This is a genomic window from Novosphingobium sp. TK71 (assembly GCF_055361505.1).
Genome location: NZ_CM143962.1, coordinates 49,072 through 68,723, shown reverse-complemented (window position 1 = coordinate 68,723; position 19,652 = coordinate 49,072). Strand labels below are relative to the sequence as shown.

Genomic DNA, 19,652 nt, shown 5'->3' with positions numbered 1-19,652 from the left:
GGCGCCTCATCGTAGCTTGAGCGTCGAAAGGCCGATCACCGCAAGGACGATCGAAATGATCCAGAAGCGGATGACAACGGTGGATTCCTTCCAGCCCTTCTGCTCGAAGTGGTGGTGGATCGGCGCCATGCGGAACACGCGGCGACCGGTCCGCTTGAACCAGAAGACCTGGATTATGACCGAAACAGCCTCCAGCACGAACAGGCCGCCGACGATGGCCAGCACGATCTCGTGGTGCGCGGCAACGGCGATGGCGCCCAGTGCGCCGCCCAGTGCAAGGCTGCCGGTGTCGCCCATGAAAACGGCTGCAGGCGGCGCGTTGAACCACAGGAAGGCGAGGCAGGCCCCGATGATGCCGGCGCAGAATACCGCCAGTTCACCTGCGCGCGGCACGTGCGGGATGCCAAGGTAGTTGGCATAGTCCACGCGGCCGGCAAGGTAGCAGATGATCGCGAAAGTGCCGGCCGCGATCACCACCGGCATCGTGGCAAGGCCGTCGAGACCGTCGGTCAGGTTCACCGCATTGCCGGCGCCCACGATCACCACGGCCGCAAAGACGTAATAGAACGGGCCGAGCGGGATATAGCGCCCCGAAAGGAACGGCACGTAGAGGTTCGTATTGAGCTGGCTGACGATGATGTACGAGGCGATCCCCGCAACCACGAATTCGAGCGCCAGCCGCAGCTTGCTCGACAGGCCGGCCGTGCTGCGCTTGGCCACCTTGTCGTAATCGTCGAGGAAGCCGATGATGCCGAAGCCCACCGTGACGGCGACACAGGCCCAGACGAACGGGTTCTTCACGTCCATGAACAGGATCATCGCGCTGACCAGCGCAGTGAGGATCATGAGCCCGCCCATCGTGGGGGTGCCGCGCTTGGCAAGGTGGCTTTGCGGGCCGTCCTCGCGGATCGGTTGCCCCTTGCCCTGACGTACGCGCAGCATGTTGATGAAGCGCGGGCCGATCAGCAGCCCGATGCCCAGCGCCGTCATCAGCGCCGCGCCCGACCGGAACGACTGGTATCGGAAGAGGTTGGACAGTCCCTCGAAATGGAACCATTCTGCGATGAGATACAGCATCTTGCGGGGGAGCCCCCCTACCCTTCCTGTTTGTCGAGCGCGGTCACCAGGGAAGCCAGGCCCACCGAGTTCGAGCCCTTGACCAGGATGACGTCATCCCGTTCGAGACCGAATTCGCGCAGAGCGTCGACAGCTTCCCGCACAGTCAGGCAATGCGCGAAGGGCACGTCCTTGCCAAGCGGAAGCGCCCCGGATTTCCCCAGTTCCCCGGAATTCTCCCCCGCTTCAAGGGCTTTTGCGAGCGGGGCCATCTCCTCGCCCACCAGCACGGCGTAATCGACACCCGCTTCGCGGATCGGGCCGGCAAGCGCGGCGTGATAGTCAGGGCCGTGGCTGCCCAGTTCCTTCATCGCGCCGAGCACGGCAATACGGCGGTGCGCCGGCGTGCGGCCAAGCTGGTCCAGCGTCGCGCGCATGGAGGCGGGATTGGCGTTGTAGCTCTCGTCGATCAGCAAGGCCTTCGCGGAAGCGGCGCGGCGCCCGTCAGCATTGGGTTCGGCGCCGGGCTCCCCACCCGGAACGTCGATCTGAAGCCGGGCGCCGCGCCCAGGCAACCCGCCCATTTCGGCGAGCGCCACGCCTGCGGCACCGAGGTCTCCCTTGACCCCGCGCACCGCGGCCATGACCGCGAGCGAATTGATCACATGATGTTCACCGGGCGAGGCGACGGTGTAGCAAACCCGCCGGTCCCCCATGTCGATCGTCACCAGCGAGCCGCCTCCGATCGCCGGAACCGCATCCAGCAACCGCACGTCGGCGTCTCGCGCCTTGCCGAAGGAGACCACTTGCGCGCCCGCTTCGAGCGCGGCTTCCTTCAGCCTGTTGAAATAGGGGCTGTCGGCCGGGATCACGGCCACGCCGCCCTTCTCCAGCCCTTCGAAGATTTCCGCCTTGGCGTCGGCGATGGCCTCCATCGAACCCAACATCTCGATGTGGGCGGGCGCGATGGTAGTGATGACCGCGACGTTCGGACGGACCTGGCGGGTCAGCCCGGCAATTTCGCCGGCGTGGTTCATTCCCATCTCGAAAATGCCGAAACGCGCACGCGCGGGCATTCGCGCAAGGCTCAGCGGAACGCCGACATGGTTGTTGTAGCTCTTGACCGAACGATGGGCATCACCCCGGCTGGCGCGGTCGAGCGCAGCCCAGATCGCCTCCTTCACGCCGGTCTTTCCGACCGAACCCGTCACGCCGATGATCGGCCCGCGCGACCGGATGCGCGCGGCGGCCCCCAGCCGCTCCAGCGCCTCGGTCGTGTCCTCCACCAGGATGTGGGGACCATCGACCGGCCGATCGACCACGGCTGCAGCCGCACCCTTGGCAAAAGCCCCATCGACGAAGCGATGACCGTCCATGGCCTCGCCCTTGAGCGCGAAGAACAGGTCGCCGGGCTCGACGTCGCGGCTGTCGATCTCGACGCCGGAAACGGTGAAGTCACCGCTGGCCGTACCCTTCAGAACCCGCGCCAGCGTGGCCGAGTCCCAAAGCGCGAGAGGCCACGGAGAGAGCGGGTTTTCCTCGGCCGCATCGCTGGGCCACTCGAGGATCCGGGCTACAGCATTCATCGCCTACTACCTTCCCTGCGGACCAGACATTTCCCTGGCCACGGTGACGTCGTCGAATGGCAGGACGCGCACTGCATCGCCGCTGCCGATGATCTGCCCCTGTTCGTGCCCCTTGCCGGCGATGAGGACGATGTCCCCCCGCCCGGCTTCGGCGATGGCCGCACCGATCGCCTCGCGCCGATCGCCGATTTCTCGCGCGCCGCCGCTCATTCCGGCGAGAATCATGGCGCGAATTGCCGCCGGGTCTTCCCCGCGCGGGTTGTCGTCAGTGACGATCGCCACGTCCGCACCCTCGCTGGCCACCCGGCCCATTTCCGGCCGCTTGCCCTGGTCCCGGTCGCCGCCCGCGCCGAATACCACGATCAGGCGTCCTTCCACATGGGGACGGAGCGCCGCGATCGCCGCTTCCAGCGCATCGGGCGTATGCGCATAGTCGACATAGACCGGCGCGCCTACCGAGGAAATCGCCGCACGCTCCAGCCGCCCGCGCACGGTCACGAGCCGCTTCAGGGCATCGAACGTCGTGTGCGCATCGCCGCCGCTGGCCAGCACCAGCCCCGCCGCGACAAGCGAATTTGCCGCCTGATAGGCGCCGATCAGCGGGAGCTCGAGCACGTAGGCTTTGCCCTCATGCTCGAGCTCCAGCTTCTGGCCGAGTCCGCCCGGCTTGCGACCCGAGAGGCGGATGCTGGTGCCCTTGGCACCCACGGTGAACGTCTTGAGCCCGCGCTGCTCGGCGTGGGCAATGGCTTTGTCGGACCACGGATCGTCGGCCCAGATCACGGCGGTGCCGCCATCGACGACCACTTCGTCGAACAGGCGCATCTTCGCCGCGAAATAGTCGTCCATGTCTGCGTGGTAGTCGAGATGGTCGCGCGAGAGGTTGGTGAAGGCGCCCGCCGCCACGCGCGGTCCCTCGATGCGGAACTGCGAAAGACCGTGGCTCGACGCTTCGTAAGCGACGTGGGAAACACCCTCGCGCGCAAGACCAGTGAGGTTGGCCAGGAAAGTCACGATATCCGGAGTGGTGAGGCCGGTGGAAACCGTTTCGTCGCTGGTGGTGACGCCGAGCGTACCGATCGAGGCGGCGCGCTGGCCGGCCATGCGCCAGATCTGACGGGTCAGTTCCACGGTCGAGGTCTTGCCGTTGGTGCCGGTGACGGCCACCAGCGTCTCCGGCACGGGCTGGAAGAACGGCGCGGCAAGTCGCGCGAAGAGACGGCGCGGCTCGGGATCGGCGAAGTGCACCGCACCTTCGACCCTGGCATCGCGATGCGCCACGACAGCTACGGCGCCAGCCTCGATGGCGGCGGTGATATAATCTTCGCCGTTGAACCTGGCGCCCCGGAACGCGCCGAACACCGTGCCGGGCGCGACCTTGCGGTGATCGATGGCAAAGCCGGTCACATTGGCATCAGCGCCCTCGGCCAGAGGAACATCGGCAGCAGCGCAGAGGGCAGTCAATTTCATTCTTCCAGGCTCACTCTTCAGCGGTTCCGGCCGGGATCAGCGGCTTGAGGTCGGAAATGTCGATGTCGCGGGTTTCGTCGGGCATGATGCCCAGCAGCGGCCCGATGCGCGGGACCACGCGCTGGATCACCGGCGCCGAGTTCCACGCGGCAGTGCGCTGGAACGAGGTTGCCTCGGTACCCTGTGGCTCGTCCATCATGGCGATGACGACGTAGCGCGGGCGGTCCATCGGGAAGGCGGCGGCGAAGGTCGCCACCAGCGAGTGCTTGCGGTAACCGCCGACGCCCGGCTTTTCGGCCGATCCGGTCTTGCCCCCGACACGGAATCCCGGCGCGTCGGCCTTGCGGCCGGTGCCGTAGGACACGATCATGCGCAGGAGCTGGCGCATGCGCGCGCTGGTCGCGGCGGTGAACACGCGGCGACCGGCAGGAACCTGCGATGGCTCAAGCTTCTTGAGCGTCGCCGGACGCCAGATGCCGCCGTTGACGAGCGAGGCATAAGCCGAGGCGAGATGCAGCGGCGTCACGGCGATACCGTGGCCATAAGCAACCGTCATCGTACGCAGACGCGGCCATTCACCACGCGGCCACAGCGGGAAGCCGCGCGCAGGCAGCTCGACATAGGGACGCTGGTTCATCGCCAGCGATTCCATGGTCTTCTTGAGCCGCTCGCCGCCAAGCTCGTCCGCGATATGGGCCGTGACCGTGTTCGACGAGTGGATCAGCGTTTCCAGCACGTTCAGCGAACTGCCGTAGTTGTGCAGGTCATGGATCGTGAACTTGCCGACGTGAAGCGGCGTTGCCGGCCAGCGACGGCGCAAGTCGGTGATCGTGCCCGCGTCGAGCGCGGCAGCGACGGTGATCGGCTTGAAGGTCGAACCGAGTTCGTAGACCTGGTTGGTCACGCGGTTGAAACCACGCGGCACGTTGCCGTCCCGCGCCTGCTCCTCGGTGATGACGAGATCGCTGGGCTGGACGTGGTTCGGATCGAACGAGGGCAGCGACGCCAGCGCCAGGATCTCGCCGGTATCCACGTCGAGAATGACGCCGGCCGCACCCTTCGCCTTGCTCAGCGCCATGCCCTTGCCCAGTTCATCTTCCAGCGCGCTTTGCACGCGGAAGTCGATCGAGAGCACTGCAGGGTTGGCACGCCCTTCAGGGCTGGTGAGCTGCTTGTCGAAAGCCTGCTCCATGCCGACCTGGCCCTTGCCGAAAGTATCGACATAACCGAGCACCGAGGCCGCCATCGAACCCTGCGGGTAGAAGCGCGTGGCTTCCTGCGGGTATTCGAGCGCCGGCTCGCCCAGCGCGTGAACCTTGTTTGCGTCCTCGGGAAGGATCGACTTGCGCAGATAGCCAGGCTTGTCCGACGAAAGCTTGGCGATAAGCTCGGCCCGGTCGAGATCGGGGAAGATGCGGATCAGGCCGTCAGCGACCTGGGCCGGCGTGTGGACCAGCGCGGAACCGGCGCTCATCGCCTTGGGGTTGAACCACAGCGAATAAGTCCGGAACTCGCGGGCCAGCGGCACGCCATTGCGGTCGACGATCTCGCCCCGCTGCGGAACCAGCAGATCGGACAGGTCGCCACCGCGCACCGACGGGCCGGTTACGCCAAGGTAAAGGATACGGAAAAGCGCCAGCAACCCGACGAGCGTGAAAACCCCCAGAATCCAGAGCGTGCGCATCTTCGCGACCAGCAGCGATTGCTGCCGGACGTTGAACAGCTTGCGCCGGCCGGTCGAGACCGTGGTGGGGATCGCTCCGATCGGGAAGGCCGGGGCGTTCACTGCTGGGCAGCCTCCGCCACCTCGATCCGCGCCAGGCGGCTGCCGAGCGCGGCAGCATCACGCGCGAGCTGATCTCGTTCCGGGTCGCGGCTCTTGCCACCGGCGCCCTTGGCCTCGGCTGCCGGAAGCGCGGCGGCGGTCGCCCCCGTCACAGGCGAAACCATCGCGAGCAACCCGCCGTTCGAAGCATCGCCCTGGCCCTGCGCCGGATCGCCCGCCGTGTCGGCATTGGCGTAGCGGATCGGAGCCGGCGCACCGGGGCCGACCGGCATGCCGAGCGCGGCAAGCTGGCGCTCGCCTTCGATGTACTGGCCCGCCGTGGGCGCCTTGTAGCCGAACTCCAGGTCGTTGAGTTCCTTGAGCGCCTGCTGGTTCGAGCGGGTCTGGAACTCGGTCTCCAGGAAATTGATGTCCTGCTGAACCCACACGATCCGCTTCTCGGTATCGTGGACCTGGCTCTTCACCGCGTTCACGCGCAAGGTCAGGCCGATCGTCAGCGCGCCGCAGACCAGCAACACGGAAATCCATCCAATCGAATGGACGCGATCGCGAGTGAGGTTCATGAGGCACTCCTGTGGTCTTTACGGCCATCTGGCGTTCTTGGGGGAGCATCGGTGCGCAGCGCGGCGCGCAGGGTTGCGGATCGGGAACGGGGATTGGCGGCAAGTTCCGCCTCCCCCGGCCGCACGGCCTTCGCCACTTGCGCGAACGTCGCCTGCGGGCCGGAGCCGACTTGCGGCAGATGCCGCGAGGTGCTCTTGGCCTGACCGGCGGCATCCCTCAGGAAGCGCTTGACCTTGCGGTCCTCGAGACTGTGGAAGGTCACTATTGCCAGCCGCCCCCCGGCGCGCAGCAGCGTTTCAGCCCCTTCCATCCCGGCATCGAGTTCGTCGAGCTCTCCGTTCACGTGGATACGGATTGCCTGGAAGCTGCGCGTCGCCGGATCCTTCGGCGCGGAAGCTCCCTTGTAATTGGCATTATAGCCCACCGCCTTGCGGACCACGCGGGCGAGTTCGCCCGTGGTCTCGATCGGACGCGCGGCCACGATCGCGCGGGCTACGCGGCGCGACTGGCGCTCCTCGCCGTAAAGGTAGAGCACGTCGGCGATCTCGGCCTCGTCGGCCTCGTTCACGAAATCCGCGGCAGAGAGCCCGGCCTGGCTCATGCGCATGTCGAGCGGCCCATCGGCGCTGAAGGCAAAGCCGCGCTCGGCCTGATCCAGTTGCATCGAGGACACGCCGATATCCATGACCACGCCGTCCACTTGCGTGATCCCCGCCTCGATCAGGCTCTCCGCCATTTCGGAGAACCGGCGCGGATGCAGCACGAGCCGCGGCGGAACGGTGTCCAGCTCCGGCCATTTCGCACGGTTCTGCTCGATCGCGGCGATGGCGTCGGGATCGCGGTCAAACGCATGGACGGTCGCGCCCGCATCGAGCAGCCGGCGCGTATAACCGCCCGCGCCCAGGGTACCGTCGACGATGACGTCGCCGCCCTGGGGGTTCAGGGCGGCGACGACCTCCTCCAGGAGCACAGGAACGTGGGGAACGCCCTCGGGTATGGTGCGAGAGGCGCTCATTTCTTCGAAGCTTTCTGAAGTTCCTTGGCCGCAAGGCTGCCGCAGGCGGTCTGTGCCGCCTTCCAGCCATCGTCCATATTGTTGAGGTTTTCCGGGCTCCACACCGTGAAGAAGCGGCCGTTGCCGCGGAAATAGAGCTGGTCGGTCACATTGGCGAGCGCGGCAAGGTCCTCAGGCAGGACGAAGCGGCCACTGCCGTCGAACGGCACTTCATAGGAGGCGTAGATGTCGCTGGCGCGCTTTTCCGCGTCGAAATCCTTGCCGGCACGTAGAGCCACCTCCTGCTGCTCGCGGATTTCCTGTTCGAAATCCTGGATGCGCGAGAGCCCGAAGCCGACAAGGCAGGGCCAGCGATCGTGGGTGGTCAGGCAGAGCAGATCCTTGCCGCTCGATTCGCGCACGGTGCCGCGGAACGCATTGGGCAGCACGAAACGGTTCTTGTCGCGTAGCAGCGAAAAGCCCTGTCCGTTGTAGATGTATGGCTGCCCAGCCATGTGTCCCTGTCGCCCCTAAGGTTGCCTCTCGGGCATGACGGAGACCCTCCGACCGCGCGCTCACGCGATCGGGCCCCGGACCCTGCAAGCAAGGCACGGCGAGACTCAGCCATTCCGATTGACCATGCTTTTATAACGGGAATTTTGGGGATTAAAGGGAAATGTGGGGATCAACGGGATTTAATCGGCGGATTTCTTCGGATTTTCAGCACAGTTCGTCTTCACGGAGATAAGTGTTAAACCATGGGAAACTACAAAAATCGCTGATTTTCAGGGACTTTCCCTTAGTTCAGCGATCAATCGGCCTCATCCCCGCTCCAACCCCGTCAATCCCCACTTTCGGCACCGAGGATCATCGCGGCGAGCACTCTCCGGCAAATGGCCTGCCTGCCGACGTCAGGTGATTCTTCGAACAAGGCGGCATCGGAAACCGCAAAAACCCGGCCATGCCCGATCTTGCACCGTGCAATCAGCCCTTCGGATTCGATCCGGCAGGCATCCCGCGCATCCCCGGGTTTCCCGTCCTTCCCGTGTTTTCCCGATTCCGGGAGCCGATCCCCGGAATTCCCCGAAGACCGAAAGCGGCCCGCCAGGTTAACGGGAAACTCGCCGACGAAGCTTGCCGCCATCCGCTCGCCCGCGGGTTGCCCCTCGTCGAACTCCATGCGAAGCCCCCAATGCGCGAGAATGGGTGATAGCATCGCCATGTCCTGCGGGCGGCGCGGATCGCCAAGGGCGTGGCGGGAGGGCATCGTCAGCATGGGGTCGGCAAACAGCAGTACCCTGCCCCCATCACGCACCCAGCGATCAAGCGCGACGTTCTCTTGCGGCGAGAATGGACGTGGCTGCGCCAGCACCAGCAACCCATCATGCTGCAGCGGAAGGACGCCGTTTGCATCGGCAAGCGTGTCCAGCGGCACCAGCTTGCCCGCGTCCGACAGCACCGGACCAGCCCAATGCTGCGGCCGGTCAGCGGCGAGCAGATCCCGGATGTCGTCGCTCTCGGCCCAGAGGATTGGCAGGCTGGTGTAGAGCCCCACCTCGCGATCGGCGCGCGGTGGGCGGGAATCGCCGCAGGAGGCGAGCGCCAAGGCGCCCGCCAGCAACGTCAGTACAGGGCGCAGATTATTGGCCGCCGGCCGGAGATGCGGGCGGTGCGCCCGGATCACTCACCTCGCCGGTGGGCGTCGGACTGGGGTCGGAGGCTGGCACCACGCCGATATCGGCAAGCGGGTCGCTCGCCTGCTTCTTGGGCTTGGCATCGGCTGCAACGACCTGCCGGATGGGGTCTTCGGTGTCGATCAGGCGGGTGCGGTCGTTGATGATATTGGCGAGGCCGACGATGAGCAGCATGGCGCAGAGGCCGAACAGCCCCACTTGTAACCGATGTACCGCCTGCGAACGCAGTTCGCGCGCCGAGGGCGGCACGAAGTGCTGGGGCGTCGTGATCGGCTCGATCATCGTAGGCGGAATGTGTCCTGCCATCGACAGATCGTTTACCTCAGGATTCCAGCCATGGGAAGACAGGCAGATTTTTCGCCTTCAACCATTCCGGATTGTACAGCGAGGAAAGGTAGCGGAAGCCGGTGTCGCACAGAATTGTGGCGACCCGGGCATCGGCCTTGCCTTCGGCCACCAGCTTGCGGCCGAGCGCCACGGCGCCCGCCACGTTGATGCCCGAGGAGAGGCCCAGGCACAGGCCTTCTTCCGACAGCAGGCGGCGGACCCATTCCAGCCCTTCCTCATCCGAGATGCGGAACTGGGCATCGATCGGCGCGCCTTCGAGGTTGGCGGTAATGCGTCCCTGTCCGATACCTTCGGCAACGGAGGAACCCTCCGCCTTGAGTTCGCCGTTCGCGTAGTAGTTGTAGAGCGCGGCGCCGTGCGGATCGGTGAGCGCGATGGTGATCGCATCGTCGAACGCCTTGAGGCCCAGCCCCGTCCCGGCAATCGTGCCGCCCGTCCCTGCCGCACATGTGAAGCCATCGATGCGGCCTTCCATCTGCTCCCAGATTTCCGGTGCCGTGCTTTCGATATGAGCCTTGCGGTTGGCGATATTGTCGAACTGGTTGGCCCAGATCGCGCCCGGAGTCTCTTCTGCCAGGCGGCGCGAGGTGTGGACGAAATGCCCGGGGTTCGAGAAAGGCGCAGCAGGAACGAGGACGAGTTCGGCGCCAAGCGCACGCAGAGTGTCCATCTTCTCGCGCGACTGGGTCTCGGGCATGACGATGATCGTCTTGTAGCCCAGCGCATTGGCGACGAGCGCGATGCCGATGCCGGTATTGCCGGCCGTCCCCTCAACGATGGTGCCGCCGGGCTTGAGCAGCCCCTTCGCCTCAGCGTCGCGCACGATCCAGAGGGCCGCGCGGTCCTTCACCGATGCGCCGGGATTTGCGAATTCGCACTTGCCCCAGATCTCGCAACCAGCCGCTTCGCTGGGGCCCTTGAGCAGGACGAGCGGGGTTTTGCCGATGAGGTCGAGAGTGGAGCGCTGGGAGATGGGTGCAGTCATGGCGGCACAGGTAGGAAGTCAGGCGGAAAGGCGCAAATGATTTGCAGAGTTTTTTGAATGCGCCATCCGACTTGCGCGAATGGATCCTGGCTCCGGCCTGCGGCGGGATGCAGCCGCCCCCACCTCGGCCCGCGCCGCGAGGACGGCCGGACGGTCTTTTCACCTGACCGTCAGGCCGTCCGAAGGATCAATCTTCCTGCGCGATCGTGACCTTGCAGCCTTCGAGCGCCGCGGTGACAGGAACCTGGCAGGAAAGACGCGAGAATTCGTTGCGATGGTCGGAACTGTCGAGCAGGTCGTTCTCGTCCTCGCTCATCGCGGGCAGCTTGTCCGCGAAGGCCGGGTCGATGTGGACATGGCAGGTTGCGCAGGAGCAGCAGCCACCGCAGAGAGCCAGCAACTCGTCGAAGCCGCTGTCGCGGATCGTTTCCATCAGGGTGCGGCCTTCGAGGGCCTCGACGGTGGATTCTTCGCCCGATTGATTGATGACGATGATCTGCGGCATTCTCGTCGATCCTCTTTCTGATACTGCATGTATCATAACATGCTTGTTTCGGCCTTTGCGGCCGGCTGCTAATGACTGCAACCCCCTTTTGCAAGGTAATCGAATAATGGGCTTGAGCGCAGGCGCACTGAAACTGGGACTGGATGCGATTGCTGCCAAGGAACCTGCCATCGCCCGTGCGCTGGATGTAGCCGGCTACCCCGAACCCCGCATTCGCGCGACCGGATATGCCACCCTGCTGCGGACCATCGTCGGCCAGCAAGTGTCGGTTGCGGCGGCGGCATCGGTATGGAACCGGCTGGAAGCGCTGCTGGGCGAAGGCATTGCGCCCGAAGTCCTGCTCGCCGCCGAATTCGACGCCTTGCGGGCCTGCGGGCTCTCACGCCAGAAGCAGGGATATGCACGCAGCCTTTGCGAACTCGTTGTGGCGGGCACGCTCGATTTCGACAATCTGCCGGAAGACGACGACGAGGCCATAGACCAACTGGTGCGGATCAAGGGGATCGGACGATGGTCCGCCGAAATCTACCTGCTGTTCGCGGAAGGGCGGCCCGACATCTGGCCTGCCGGTGATCTTGCGGTTCAGGCCGGGCTGCACAAAATCCTCGCCCTCGAGGCAAGGCCCAGCGAAAAGCAGACGCGCCAGATCGCCGAAAGCTGGCGCCCGCACCGAGGCGCGGCGGCGATTTTCACCTGGCACTGCTACAACAACCCGGCTCTCTAGGCACGCCGCCTAGGCCGGGATGGTAACAACCGGCGCAGAGGCACGGGGAAAGCGCTCCTCCATCCAGCGCCGCAACTTCGGTGACTGGCGCTCGGTAAGGATCGAGATGGCCGCACAAGTGAGCACGATCAGCCCGACAAGTGCGGCGAACACCGGAAAACTGCGCCCGGCTTCGATGCCCCATGACCGCAAAAGCTGAATCAGCGGCCAGTGGAACAGGTAGAGGGTGAATGAAAAACCGGCGAGCGTCTTCGCGGCCGTCTCCAGCCGCATGACCGGTTTCGCCAGCCGGTTCGCGAGCGGGCGCACACCGGCAAGCGCGGTGGTCATGACCACGCCCATGAACAGGTCCGACAGCGCCCACTGCGACCATTCGGCGTCCCCCGGCCACCACGCCTTCAGCAGCGGATTGAGCGTCTCCCGGTCTATCTCGAACAAGGCCAGCGCCATCCAGACCGCCGCGGCCAGAAGAAGCGGAGCCGCCGCCAGCGGGAGACGCCGCGCGGGAGGCGTGTGTGTGAGCGCGACACCGAAGAGCCAGACCGGCATCAGGAGCAGGATCGCCCCGCCAGCCGCCGCACAGCCGACGATCACGGCAATCACGCGCAACCAGCCGCGCAGGAACGCCGCCAGCGCGAAGATCGCATAATACCAGACCTCGTAGCAGAGCGACCAGTAAGGCGGATTCCAGACCGGCCCCGCCACGCCGGGCCAGGCGCTGATGAAGGTCAGCGGCGCCAGCAACTGCCTGGTCACTGCCAGCGCGTCTTCCGGGCTGTTGTCCATCCGTACCGGGCTCGGCCCGGCCAGCAGATATGCCGCAAGCGTGCTGAAGATCAGCGACGGGATCGCAACCGGCAGGATGCGCGAGATTCGCGCCACCGCGTAGCGCGGCAGGTTCGAGCGACCGCCGAGCACGGAAGTACTGATGACGAGGCCGGACAACACGAAGAACACGATCACGCAGTAATGCTGCATCCGCACGCCGAACGGGAACCAGCCGTGATAGAGCCCCAGTTGCACCGCATGTCCCACCGCGACCAGCAGTGCCGCGCCGAAACGCACGAAATCCAGCACGACCGAAAGCGGCCGCGTCAGGAAGCGTTCGTCGGACACCGGCGACATCCGCCCCGACCGTTCAGGCGTCGGGGGCGGCAGCGTCGATAAAGCGCGCCAGTTCCACGTCGCGGCGGCTCAGGCCCGCGGCATCGTGCGTGGTCAGCGTGATCTCGACGCGGTTGTAGACATTGAACCACTCGGGGTGGTGATCGGCCTTGTCTGCCTGGATCGCCACGCGGGTCATGAAGCCGAAAGCCTCGTTGAAGTCGGCGAATTTCAGCTTGCGCACGATGGCAAGACCGTCCTCGCGCAAGTGCCAGGCGGGCAATCCGGCCAGCGCTTCGCGCAGTTCGGCATCGGTGAGGCGGGCAATCGACATGATGAAAGGCTCCATCGGCGGCAACTCGGCCCTGAAAAGAGCCTTGACCAACTTGGCACTGGAGGGCCTTTCCACTATCGCGTCAGCCCATGCAAGGGGCCTCCATCGCGATCGACGATCTCGCCTGCCGTCGCGGCGACAGGCTGCTGTTTCGCGGCGTCTCCTTGCGGCTTGAGGACGGCGAGGCGCTTCAGGTGACCGGCAGCAACGGCATCGGCAAATCAAGCCTCCTGCGCATCGTTGCGGGTCTGGCGCCGGCTTATGCCGGGCGAGTCGCAACCAGCGGCTCGATCGGCCTGGTGGACGAACGCCCGGCGCTGGATCCCGGCCAGACCCTTGGCGCGGCGCTCGCATTCTGGCGGCGGATCGACGCCAGCCCCGATGATGGCAACCGGCCGGGCGAAGAGCAGGCCGATCATCTCACCCGCCTCGGCCTCACGGGGCTGCTCGACGTTCCGGTGCGCTATCTCTCGACCGGGCAGAAGAAGCGCGCCGCCCTGGTCCGGCTGCTCGGACAGAAAGCTGCGATCTGGCTGCTCGACGAGCCGCTCAACGGGCTGGACACCCATGCCGCGGCGCTCACCGAAACGCTCGCCGCCAAGCATTGCGCGGCCGGAGGAATTGCGGTGATCGCCTCGCACCAGCCTTTCGCGCTGCCGGGAATGCGCGGTCTGGCGCTGGCGGAGTACGCTGCATGACCGGGCGTTTCTGGTCCCTGCTGCGGCGCGACCTTGCCCGTCTGCTGCTGGGCGGACGCGGCGGCGGGGCGCTGCTGCCGGTGCTGTTCTTTCTCTCGGTCGCCATGCTCTATCCCTTCGCCGTCGGCCCCGACGCGCCGCTGCTGGCGCGGACCGGGGGCGGGGTGATCTGGGTGGCGGCCCTGCTCGCCGCGATCCTGCCGCTTGACCGGCTGGTAGAGCCGGACATCGAGATGGGCCTGTTCGACCAATGGGCCCTGCGCGGGATTTCGGAGGAACTGGTGATCGCGGTGCGGGTGCTCGCTCACTGGCTGAGCTTCGGCCCCCCGCTCATGCTCGCCGCCCTGCCTGCCGGGGCCTTGCTGGGGCTGGAGCGGCATACCCTGCTGCTCGTCGAGATCGGCCTGCTGGCCGGAACCCCCGGCCTTGCGGCGCTGGGCGTCACCGTCGCAGCCCTGACGGCAGGGCTGCGCGGCGGTGCAGCGCTGGGCGGGTTGCTGGTCATCCCGATGGCCGTTCCGGTGCTGATCTTCGGCGCAGGAAGCCTCGGGACGGGCGGAGAAAGCGGCCTCGCGCTCACGGCGGCGGCCAGCCTCGTCCTGCTCGCCATCGCCCCCTTCGCAGGCGGCGCGGCCGTGCGGGCGGCGCGGGGCTGAACCGGCCGGTTTTCCCGGCCCGGTTTCATCGCCACGGCGGTTGGCGCCGCGCTCTCACCCCTCGCATAGTGCCGCCCCGATCCGGCAAGAACCGGGCGCTGGGGAGAGAAGCCGATGGAACGCATGGTTCAGGGGGGGATCCAAGGATACAGGGACCTGATCGACCGGGCCCGAACGGAAACCGGCCTTGACGATTTCGGTGACGACGGATTTCGCGAAGGCCTCGAAATTCTTGTCGATTCCTTAAACCGCGAAGCGCAGCTGAATGCCTTGGGCGCCAGCGCTCTTGCCGAGCGGATCGTCCTTCACCTCAAGCAACGACTGGAAATCGAGGACTGGTATCGCCGCCATCCCGAGATCGAGGACGAGGAAATCCGCGCACCGCTGTTCGGGGTGAGCCTGCCGCGCACCGGCTCCTCGGCGCTGTCCTACCTGCTCTCCAGCGACCCGGCGATCCGCTACCTGCGCGTCTGGGAAAGCAGCCGCCCCTGCCCGCCGCCCGGCACCGTCGAAGGCCCCGATCCGCGCCGCGGCGTCTCCGCCAGCACCGCCGACGAAAACCTCAAGGGCGGCACCCGTACCCCCAGCGGGATCGATGGCGCCATGGAGTGCCAAGACCTCATGGCGCTCGATTTCAAGAGCCAGATCTTCCAGGCATTTGCCCGGATTCCCCGCTATTCCGACTGGCTGATGCAGGCCGACCTGAACGGCACCTACGCCTACCACAAACGCACCTTGAAACTGCTCCAGTGGCGTCAGCCCAGCCGCCCCTGGCGGCTCAAGGCCCCTACGCACATGCTCTATCTGGATGCGCTGGTTTCGGCCTATCCGGATGCCCGCTTCGTCATGACGCATCGCGATCCGAGCGAGGTGATCCTCTCGGTGGCCACCGTCTATGCCGACATCATCGGCAAGTTCAGCGACACGCTCGACCATGGCTATCTCGGCGAGCTCAACCTGCGGTGCTGGTCAGAGGCGATGCGGCGCGCGATCGCCTTTCGCGATGCCGGAGGGGACCATCGGTTCCACGATATCCATTTCCGCGCGATGCTCCACGATCCGATCGGCGAGGTCCGCGGCCTTTACGACTGGCTGGGCGAGCCGGTCTCCCCCGAGTTCGCGCGGGCGATGGCCGTGTGGTGGACCTCGAACGAGAACGGCGAGCGCATGGCCAAGCCCGATCCGGCGCTTTTCGGGCTCGAACCCGCCGCGATACGCGAACACTTCGGCGAATATCTCGCGCGGATGGAGCGCTGGGCCCCGTTCGACGAGGCGGCATGACGCATATCAAACCACGGGCCCGACCAGGGGCCAAACCACAGGTGACAACAATGAGCGAAGTAATCAGCGGCCCGGTGCAGTTCGACGCCGCCGCGCGCGAGGCGCAGACGATCCTCGGCGGGCCGCGCTACACGCCGCTGCGGCTCGATGAGGTGAGCCCCGAGGGGCAGGAGCAGGTCGACGCGATTCGCGCCGCCTTCCATATTCCCGAAAGCCGCCCCTTCCCCGATGTCAGCCTCATCACCCTGCGCCATCCCGGCATGTTCAAGGGGCAGATGGTCCTTGGCATCGAACTGGCAGCAAAGGGCACGATCCCCGGCCGCGAACGCGAACTGATGATCCTGCGCCTTGCCCTGCTGGCCCGCGCGCCGTTCGAATGGTGCGAACATGTGGATATCGGCAAGGCCTTCGGCATCGATGGCGAGGATATCGACCGGGTGATCGCCGGTTCCGCCGCTCCGGGGTGGAGCGAACACGAATCGGCCATGCTGCGCGCGGTAGAGGAACTCGTGGCCGACCACTGCGTCAGCGATTCGACCTGGGACGTGCTGGCCAAGACCTGGGATGAGAAGCAGATGCTGGAGCTTCCGATGCTGATCGGCGCCTATCTGATGACGGCGATGCAGCAGAATTCCCTGAAAATTCAGCCCAAGGGCGGTTTCGACTACCGCTAGAGGCGCGATTCGCAGGCGCCCTTGCCGAAGGCGGGCGCCTGCGGGTTCCCGATTCGGCGATTCGAATCGCTCCCGAATCACCCCGATTCGCAGGCCGTCGTCCGACCCGGACGGCGGCCTTTTCATGCGTGGAATATCACCCGTTTTTCTGCACGGCTCGTCGGCGGCGGCCGCGTGGACAGTCCTGTGGAAAATGCCGGTATATCCCCGGCAGAACCGAGGGAAAACCTATGGATTTCAGGGTAAAAAATGGGCCGGGGCGGTTTCTCGCGCATGGCGTGAAATCGCCCCGGCCCAGTCGACAGGAAGGGCAGGCAGGCGCCCCATGACAAGCGCCGGCCCTAGGTCCTTGGTGCAGGCTTGACGGGCAAGACAAGCTGCGTACACATAGCTAATGATAATCATTCGCAAATACAAGCCCATGGAGAACCAGGCATGTATCAGTACGTCGATCGCCCCCTGAATTCGCTCGACGAGGGCTGCCGCTTCCTCGTCTGGTCCATGCGCGCCTGGGTCACTACGCTGGGCCGCCGCCAGTGCCCGGCACAGGCTCTGGCCCCCGCTTTCGCCAAGTGGCGGATGATCGGCGGCCTCCAGCCCTTCCACCGCGCGATGCTGCTGTTCAACCGCGACGCGCTGGAAACCTTCGCGTTCTGCCCGATGGCCTGCAGCCACGTTTCCGAGCACGAGGCTGTGATCCTCGAACTCATCACCTCGCTGCGTGACCGGGGCGCCCAGCAAACCCGTGACACGCTGGAACTGGTGATTTCCGAGGACAGCGTGGGCGACATGCTGGAAACGCTCTCCAAGCTCGGCGCGGCGATGGCCATTGCCGGGATTTTCCCCGGCGAGACGATCGAGGCGAAGAACGTCCGCGACTGAAGATGCAAAACGGGGGGCACAAGGCCCCCCGCTTCCTTCTCGCGATGACCGGCCTGTCAGGGCCTGCCCCCGTCAGACCTGGGCAGGCGCCAGTCTCGGGCTGAGCAGGTGGACCACCAGCAGCGCCACCAGATAGGCGCTGGCGCAGATCGCGAAGAGCACTTCGTAGCTGTGCGTGGCGTCGAGGATGTAGCCTGCGAAAAGCGCCATCCCCATGCCGCCGAAAGCGCCCACGGTGCCGCCGATGCCGACCACCGAGCCCACCGCACCGCGCGGGAACACGTCGGAAGGCAGCGTGTAGAGGTTGGCCGAGAACGCCTGGTGCGCCGCCGTGGCCAGCCCGATCACCAGCACCGCGGACCACACGCTGTCGATGCTCTGCGCGAACCAGATCGGCAGGACACAGACCGCGCAGATCAGCATCGTGATCTTGCGGGCGAAGTTGGGCGTGCGGCCCGCCTTGATGAGCTTCGAGGACAGCCAGCCGCCGCCGACGCTGCCGAGATCGGAAATCAGGTAGATCCCCGCCAGCGGCAGGCCGAAGGTCTTGAGATCGAGGTCATAGCGCTCGAACAGGTAGCCGGGCAGCCAGAACAGGAAGAACCACCAGATCGGGTCGATCAGGAACTTGCCGAGCGCATAGGCCCAGGTCTCCTTCACGGTGAGCAGGCGCGCCCAGCCGATCTTCTCGACCGGATCGGCGGGGTCCTGCTGGATCCAGGCGAGTTCGGCCGGGGTGACGCGGCCATGCTCGCCGGGATGGCGATAGATCGCCCACCATGCGCCCAGCCACAGCACGCCGAAGATGCCGGTGACGAAGAACGCCATGCGCCAGTCGAACCAGAGCACCAGCAGCGGCACGATCAGCGGCGTGAGAATGGCGCCGACATTGGCCCCGGCATTGAACAGGCCGATGGCGAAGGCGCGTTCCTTCTGCGGGAACCAGTCCGTCACGGCGCGGATACCGGCCGGGAAGTTGCCCGATTCGCCGATCCCCAGGCCGAAGCGGGCGGCGGCGAACGAGGTCAGCCCCGAAGCGAAGCCGTGCGCCATGTGGCTCACCGTCCAGATGACGATGGCGATGGTGTAGCCCAGCCGCGCGCCCAGTGCATCGACCACCTTGCCGAACGAGAGGTAGCCGATGGCGTAGGCAAGCTGGAACCAGAAGACGATTTCCGCGAAGTCGCTTTCGCTCCAGTGGAATTCGCCCGCCAGCGTCGGCTTGAGCACGCCGATCATCTGGCGGTCGATATAGTTGATCGCCGTGGCCGCGAAGAGCAGCGCGACGATCGTCCAGCGATAGCGGCCGGCGGTGGGGTGAAGGCCGGTCCGGTCTACCTTGGCCGTTCCAGCGATACCTGCATCCATTGATCCTGCTCCCTTTTCGGCGGCGTTCTTGTGGGCCTGCCGATCGATCTGTCCTGTCAGGCGGGCACCGCCGCCGCGATCCGGCAGCTCACGCTGCCATGGCCTTCGAAGTGCGCGGTCACGCCCTGCCCCGGCACGACCGGGTGGACCCCGGTAACCGCGCCCGTCGAAACCCAGGTGCCGCCGCTGCAATCGATGCCGCGGGCCGAAAGGTTCGCCAGCAGGAAGCGCACCGCGCCGAGGGGGCCGTCGAGCATCGTTGCCGTGGTTGCCTCGGCGATGGTTTCGCCGTCGATCTCGAAGCGGACGCCGATGGTCTCGAAGGTGGCGGTTTCCCAGCCTTCGAGGGCCGGCCCGACGACCATGCCTGCGTTGTTGCCGAAATCGGAGATCGTCACCGGCGGGCCGTCGGCATTGATGCCGGGATAAGGCGAGCTGGCCACTTCGATGCCGATATGGACGGCATCGAGAACCTTGCGCGTCTCCGCGTCGTCCGCCGGCACCGTGCCGTTCCAGCCGGGCGCGACATGCAGGAGGAATTCGGCCTCGGCAGCGGCAAAGCCCTGCGCGAAGACGGGCATCTCGGGCGCTTCACCCGAACTTGCCGTGACCACGCTGTCCGCGAAGATCGGCCCGGACAGCCGGTTCGCGCCGAGGCGCGCGTCTTCGGGGGCGTTGATCCTGCCGACCTTCCAGCCGGCCACCGTGCGGCCGTCAAGGCCGATGGCGCGGTCCTGGATGGCATAGGCGCCCGACAGGTCGGTAGGCGCCTCTCCGGGGTAGATCGTCAATGCGCGTTTCTCGCGTCGTGCCGCCACGAATGCACTCGCAACCGCGTGTGCCTGTTCGTGGGGAGCCTGTTCGGTCGAACTCATCCCAAACCCTTCGTTGTTCTGATTTCGTCGTTAAAGGAAACCGGTGTCATAAGCAAATCGATACTTGG

21 protein-coding genes are annotated in these 19,652 nt (G+C 65.9%); 6 read left to right on the top strand and 15 right to left on the bottom strand.

The window, feature by feature from the left end:
* Positions 1-6: 6 nt before the first annotated feature.
* From mraY to ACXJ16_RS00275, 11 genes are all read right to left on the bottom strand, one after another.
* Positions 7-1,077, bottom strand: a complete 1,071-nt coding sequence (mraY, locus tag ACXJ16_RS00325; protein ID WP_054439234.1) for a phospho-N-acetylmuramoyl-pentapeptide-transferase — start codon at positions 1,075-1,077, stop codon at positions 7-9.
* 17 nt (positions 1,078-1,094) lie between these two features.
* A complete protein-coding gene (locus ACXJ16_RS00320; RefSeq protein WP_324696561.1) occupies positions 1,095-2,642 on the bottom strand; it encodes a UDP-N-acetylmuramoyl-tripeptide--D-alanyl-D-alanine ligase in 1,548 nt (515 codons plus the stop codon).
* Between the two features lie 6 nt (positions 2,643-2,648).
* The gene (locus tag ACXJ16_RS00315) at positions 2,649-4,112 is read right to left on the bottom strand and encodes a UDP-N-acetylmuramoyl-L-alanyl-D-glutamate--2,6-diaminopimelate ligase (protein ID WP_324696563.1); all 1,464 of its coding nucleotides are present in this window, start codon (positions 4,110-4,112) and stop codon (positions 2,649-2,651) included.
* 10 nt (positions 4,113-4,122) lie between these two features.
* On the bottom strand, positions 4,123-5,898 hold the full coding sequence (locus ACXJ16_RS00310) for a peptidoglycan D,D-transpeptidase FtsI family protein (RefSeq protein ID WP_185996795.1): 1,776 nt from the start codon (positions 5,896-5,898) through the stop codon (positions 4,123-4,125).
* On the bottom strand, positions 5,895-6,461 hold the full coding sequence (locus ACXJ16_RS00305; protein WP_324696567.1) for a hypothetical protein: 567 nt from the start codon (positions 6,459-6,461) through the stop codon (positions 5,895-5,897). The genes ACXJ16_RS00310 and ACXJ16_RS00305 overlap by 4 nt, the downstream gene beginning before the upstream one ends.
* Complete coding sequence (gene rsmH / locus ACXJ16_RS00300; protein WP_132469263.1) at positions 6,458-7,477, bottom strand: 16S rRNA (cytosine(1402)-N(4))-methyltransferase RsmH; 1,020 nt, start codon at positions 7,475-7,477, stop codon at positions 6,458-6,460. The genes ACXJ16_RS00305 and rsmH overlap by 4 nt, the downstream gene beginning before the upstream one ends.
* Complete coding sequence (locus ACXJ16_RS00295) at positions 7,474-7,971, bottom strand: division/cell wall cluster transcriptional repressor MraZ (protein ID WP_324696570.1); 498 nt, start codon at positions 7,969-7,971, stop codon at positions 7,474-7,476. The genes rsmH and ACXJ16_RS00295 overlap by 4 nt, the downstream gene beginning before the upstream one ends.
* A 326-nt stretch (positions 7,972-8,297) precedes the next feature.
* Positions 8,298-9,140 carry a Gldg family protein gene (locus tag ACXJ16_RS00290; RefSeq protein WP_463920967.1) on the bottom strand — a complete coding sequence of 281 codons (843 nt, stop codon included), beginning with the start codon at positions 9,138-9,140 and terminating at the stop codon, positions 8,298-8,300.
* A complete protein-coding gene (locus tag ACXJ16_RS00285) occupies positions 9,097-9,432 on the bottom strand; it encodes a hypothetical protein (protein WP_324696574.1) in 336 nt (111 codons plus the stop codon). The genes ACXJ16_RS00290 and ACXJ16_RS00285 overlap by 44 nt, the downstream gene beginning before the upstream one ends.
* 40 nt (positions 9,433-9,472) lie before the next feature.
* On the bottom strand, positions 9,473-10,483 hold the full coding sequence (locus ACXJ16_RS00280) for a cysteine synthase A (protein ID WP_463920966.1): 1,011 nt from the start codon (positions 10,481-10,483) through the stop codon (positions 9,473-9,475).
* A 187-nt stretch (positions 10,484-10,670) separates the two neighbouring features.
* A complete protein-coding gene (locus ACXJ16_RS00275; protein WP_054439213.1) occupies positions 10,671-10,988 on the bottom strand; it encodes a 2Fe-2S iron-sulfur cluster-binding protein in 318 nt (105 codons plus the stop codon).
* A 106-nt stretch (positions 10,989-11,094) separates the two neighbouring features.
* On the opposite strand from ACXJ16_RS00275, the gene ACXJ16_RS00270 reads away from it, so the two are divergent.
* Positions 11,095-11,712, top strand: a complete 618-nt coding sequence (locus ACXJ16_RS00270) for a DNA-3-methyladenine glycosylase family protein (RefSeq protein ID WP_054439210.1) — start codon at positions 11,095-11,097, stop codon at positions 11,710-11,712.
* A gap of 9 nt (positions 11,713-11,721) precedes the next feature.
* Here the strand turns inward: ACXJ16_RS00270 and ACXJ16_RS00265 are convergent, their stop codons facing one another.
* Both ACXJ16_RS00265 and ACXJ16_RS00260 read right to left on the bottom strand, forming a co-directional pair.
* Positions 11,722-12,828 carry an acyltransferase family protein gene (locus ACXJ16_RS00265; RefSeq protein WP_463920965.1) on the bottom strand — a complete coding sequence of 369 codons (1,107 nt, stop codon included), beginning with the start codon at positions 12,826-12,828 and terminating at the stop codon, positions 11,722-11,724.
* A gap of 22 nt (positions 12,829-12,850) precedes the next feature.
* Entirely contained in the window at positions 12,851-13,150 is a 300-nt protein-coding gene (locus tag ACXJ16_RS00260; protein ID WP_454797642.1) for a 4a-hydroxytetrahydrobiopterin dehydratase, read from the bottom strand.
* 89 nt (positions 13,151-13,239) lie between these two features.
* Between ACXJ16_RS00260 and ccmA the strand changes: the two genes are divergently transcribed.
* From ccmA to ACXJ16_RS00235, 5 genes are all read left to right on the top strand, one after another.
* On the top strand, positions 13,240-13,848 hold the full coding sequence (ccmA, locus tag ACXJ16_RS00255) for a heme ABC exporter ATP-binding protein CcmA (RefSeq protein ID WP_463920964.1): 609 nt from the start codon (positions 13,240-13,242) through the stop codon (positions 13,846-13,848).
* Entirely contained in the window at positions 13,845-14,504 is a 660-nt protein-coding gene (locus tag ACXJ16_RS00250; RefSeq protein ID WP_054439205.1) for a heme exporter protein CcmB, read from the top strand. The genes ccmA and ACXJ16_RS00250 overlap by 4 nt, the downstream gene beginning before the upstream one ends.
* 114 nt (positions 14,505-14,618) lie before the next feature.
* Positions 14,619-15,785 carry a sulfotransferase family protein gene (locus tag ACXJ16_RS00245; RefSeq protein WP_463920963.1) on the top strand — a complete coding sequence of 389 codons (1,167 nt, stop codon included), beginning with the start codon at positions 14,619-14,621 and terminating at the stop codon, positions 15,783-15,785.
* Positions 15,786-15,835: 50 nt separating this feature from the next.
* Positions 15,836-16,459, top strand: coding sequence for a carboxymuconolactone decarboxylase family protein (locus ACXJ16_RS00240; protein WP_463920962.1), 624 nt, complete (start codon positions 15,836-15,838; stop codon positions 16,457-16,459).
* Between the two features lie 435 nt (positions 16,460-16,894).
* A complete protein-coding gene (locus ACXJ16_RS00235) occupies positions 16,895-17,341 on the top strand; it encodes a hypothetical protein (protein WP_054439199.1) in 447 nt (148 codons plus the stop codon).
* Positions 17,342-17,413: 72 nt separating this feature from the next.
* On the opposite strand, the gene ACXJ16_RS00230 is transcribed toward ACXJ16_RS00235, so the two are convergent.
* Complete coding sequence (locus ACXJ16_RS00230) at positions 17,414-18,709, bottom strand: MFS transporter (protein ID WP_054439196.1); 1,296 nt, start codon at positions 18,707-18,709, stop codon at positions 17,414-17,416.
* 56 nt (positions 18,710-18,765) lie between these two features.
* A complete protein-coding gene (locus ACXJ16_RS00225; RefSeq protein ID WP_463920961.1) occupies positions 18,766-19,584 on the bottom strand; it encodes a 2-keto-4-pentenoate hydratase in 819 nt (272 codons plus the stop codon).
* Positions 19,585-19,652: the final 68 nt, after the last annotated feature.

What these genes read in the sequence shown, in the direction of transcription:
- mraY (WP_054439234.1), bottom strand. Translation starts at nt 1,077, where the DNA reads ATGCTGTATCTCATCGCAGAATGGTTCCATTTCGAGGGACTGTCCAAC.
- ACXJ16_RS00320 (WP_324696561.1), bottom strand. Translation starts at nt 2,642, where the DNA reads ATGAATGCTGTAGCCCGGATCCTCGAGTGGCCCAGCGATGCGGCCGAG.
- ACXJ16_RS00315 (WP_324696563.1), bottom strand. Translation starts at nt 4,112, where the DNA reads ATGAAATTGACTGCCCTCTGCGCTGCTGCCGATGTTCCTCTGGCCGAG.
- ACXJ16_RS00305 (WP_324696567.1), bottom strand. Translation starts at nt 6,461, where the DNA reads ATGAACCTCACTCGCGATCGCGTCCATTCGATTGGATGGATTTCCGTG.
- rsmH (WP_132469263.1), bottom strand. Translation starts at nt 7,477, where the DNA reads ATGAGCGCCTCTCGCACCATACCCGAGGGCGTTCCCCACGTTCCTGTG.
- ACXJ16_RS00295 (WP_324696570.1), bottom strand. Translation starts at nt 7,971, where the DNA reads ATGGCTGGGCAGCCATACATCTACAACGGACAGGGCTTTTCGCTGCTA.
- ACXJ16_RS00285 (WP_324696574.1), bottom strand. Translation starts at nt 9,432, where the DNA reads ATGATCGAGCCGATCACGACGCCCCAGCACTTCGTGCCGCCCTCGGCG.
- ACXJ16_RS00280 (WP_463920966.1), bottom strand. Translation starts at nt 10,483, where the DNA reads ATGACTGCACCCATCTCCCAGCGCTCCACTCTCGACCTCATCGGCAAA.
- ACXJ16_RS00275 (WP_054439213.1), bottom strand. Translation starts at nt 10,988, where the DNA reads ATGCCGCAGATCATCGTCATCAATCAATCGGGCGAAGAATCCACCGTC.
- ACXJ16_RS00270 (WP_054439210.1), top strand. Translation starts at nt 11,095, where the DNA reads ATGGGCTTGAGCGCAGGCGCACTGAAACTGGGACTGGATGCGATTGCT.
- ACXJ16_RS00260 (WP_454797642.1), bottom strand. Translation starts at nt 13,150, where the DNA reads ATGTCGATTGCCCGCCTCACCGATGCCGAACTGCGCGAAGCGCTGGCC.
- ccmA (WP_463920964.1), top strand. Translation starts at nt 13,240, where the DNA reads ATGCAAGGGGCCTCCATCGCGATCGACGATCTCGCCTGCCGTCGCGGC.
- ACXJ16_RS00250 (WP_054439205.1), top strand. Translation starts at nt 13,845, where the DNA reads ATGACCGGGCGTTTCTGGTCCCTGCTGCGGCGCGACCTTGCCCGTCTG.
- ACXJ16_RS00245 (WP_463920963.1), top strand. Translation starts at nt 14,619, where the DNA reads ATGGAACGCATGGTTCAGGGGGGGATCCAAGGATACAGGGACCTGATC.
- ACXJ16_RS00240 (WP_463920962.1), top strand. Translation starts at nt 15,836, where the DNA reads ATGAGCGAAGTAATCAGCGGCCCGGTGCAGTTCGACGCCGCCGCGCGC.
- ACXJ16_RS00235 (WP_054439199.1), top strand. Translation starts at nt 16,895, where the DNA reads ATGTATCAGTACGTCGATCGCCCCCTGAATTCGCTCGACGAGGGCTGC.
- ACXJ16_RS00230 (WP_054439196.1), bottom strand. Translation starts at nt 18,709, where the DNA reads ATGGATGCAGGTATCGCTGGAACGGCCAAGGTAGACCGGACCGGCCTT.
- ACXJ16_RS00225 (WP_463920961.1), bottom strand. Translation starts at nt 19,584, where the DNA reads ATGAGTTCGACCGAACAGGCTCCCCACGAACAGGCACACGCGGTTGCG.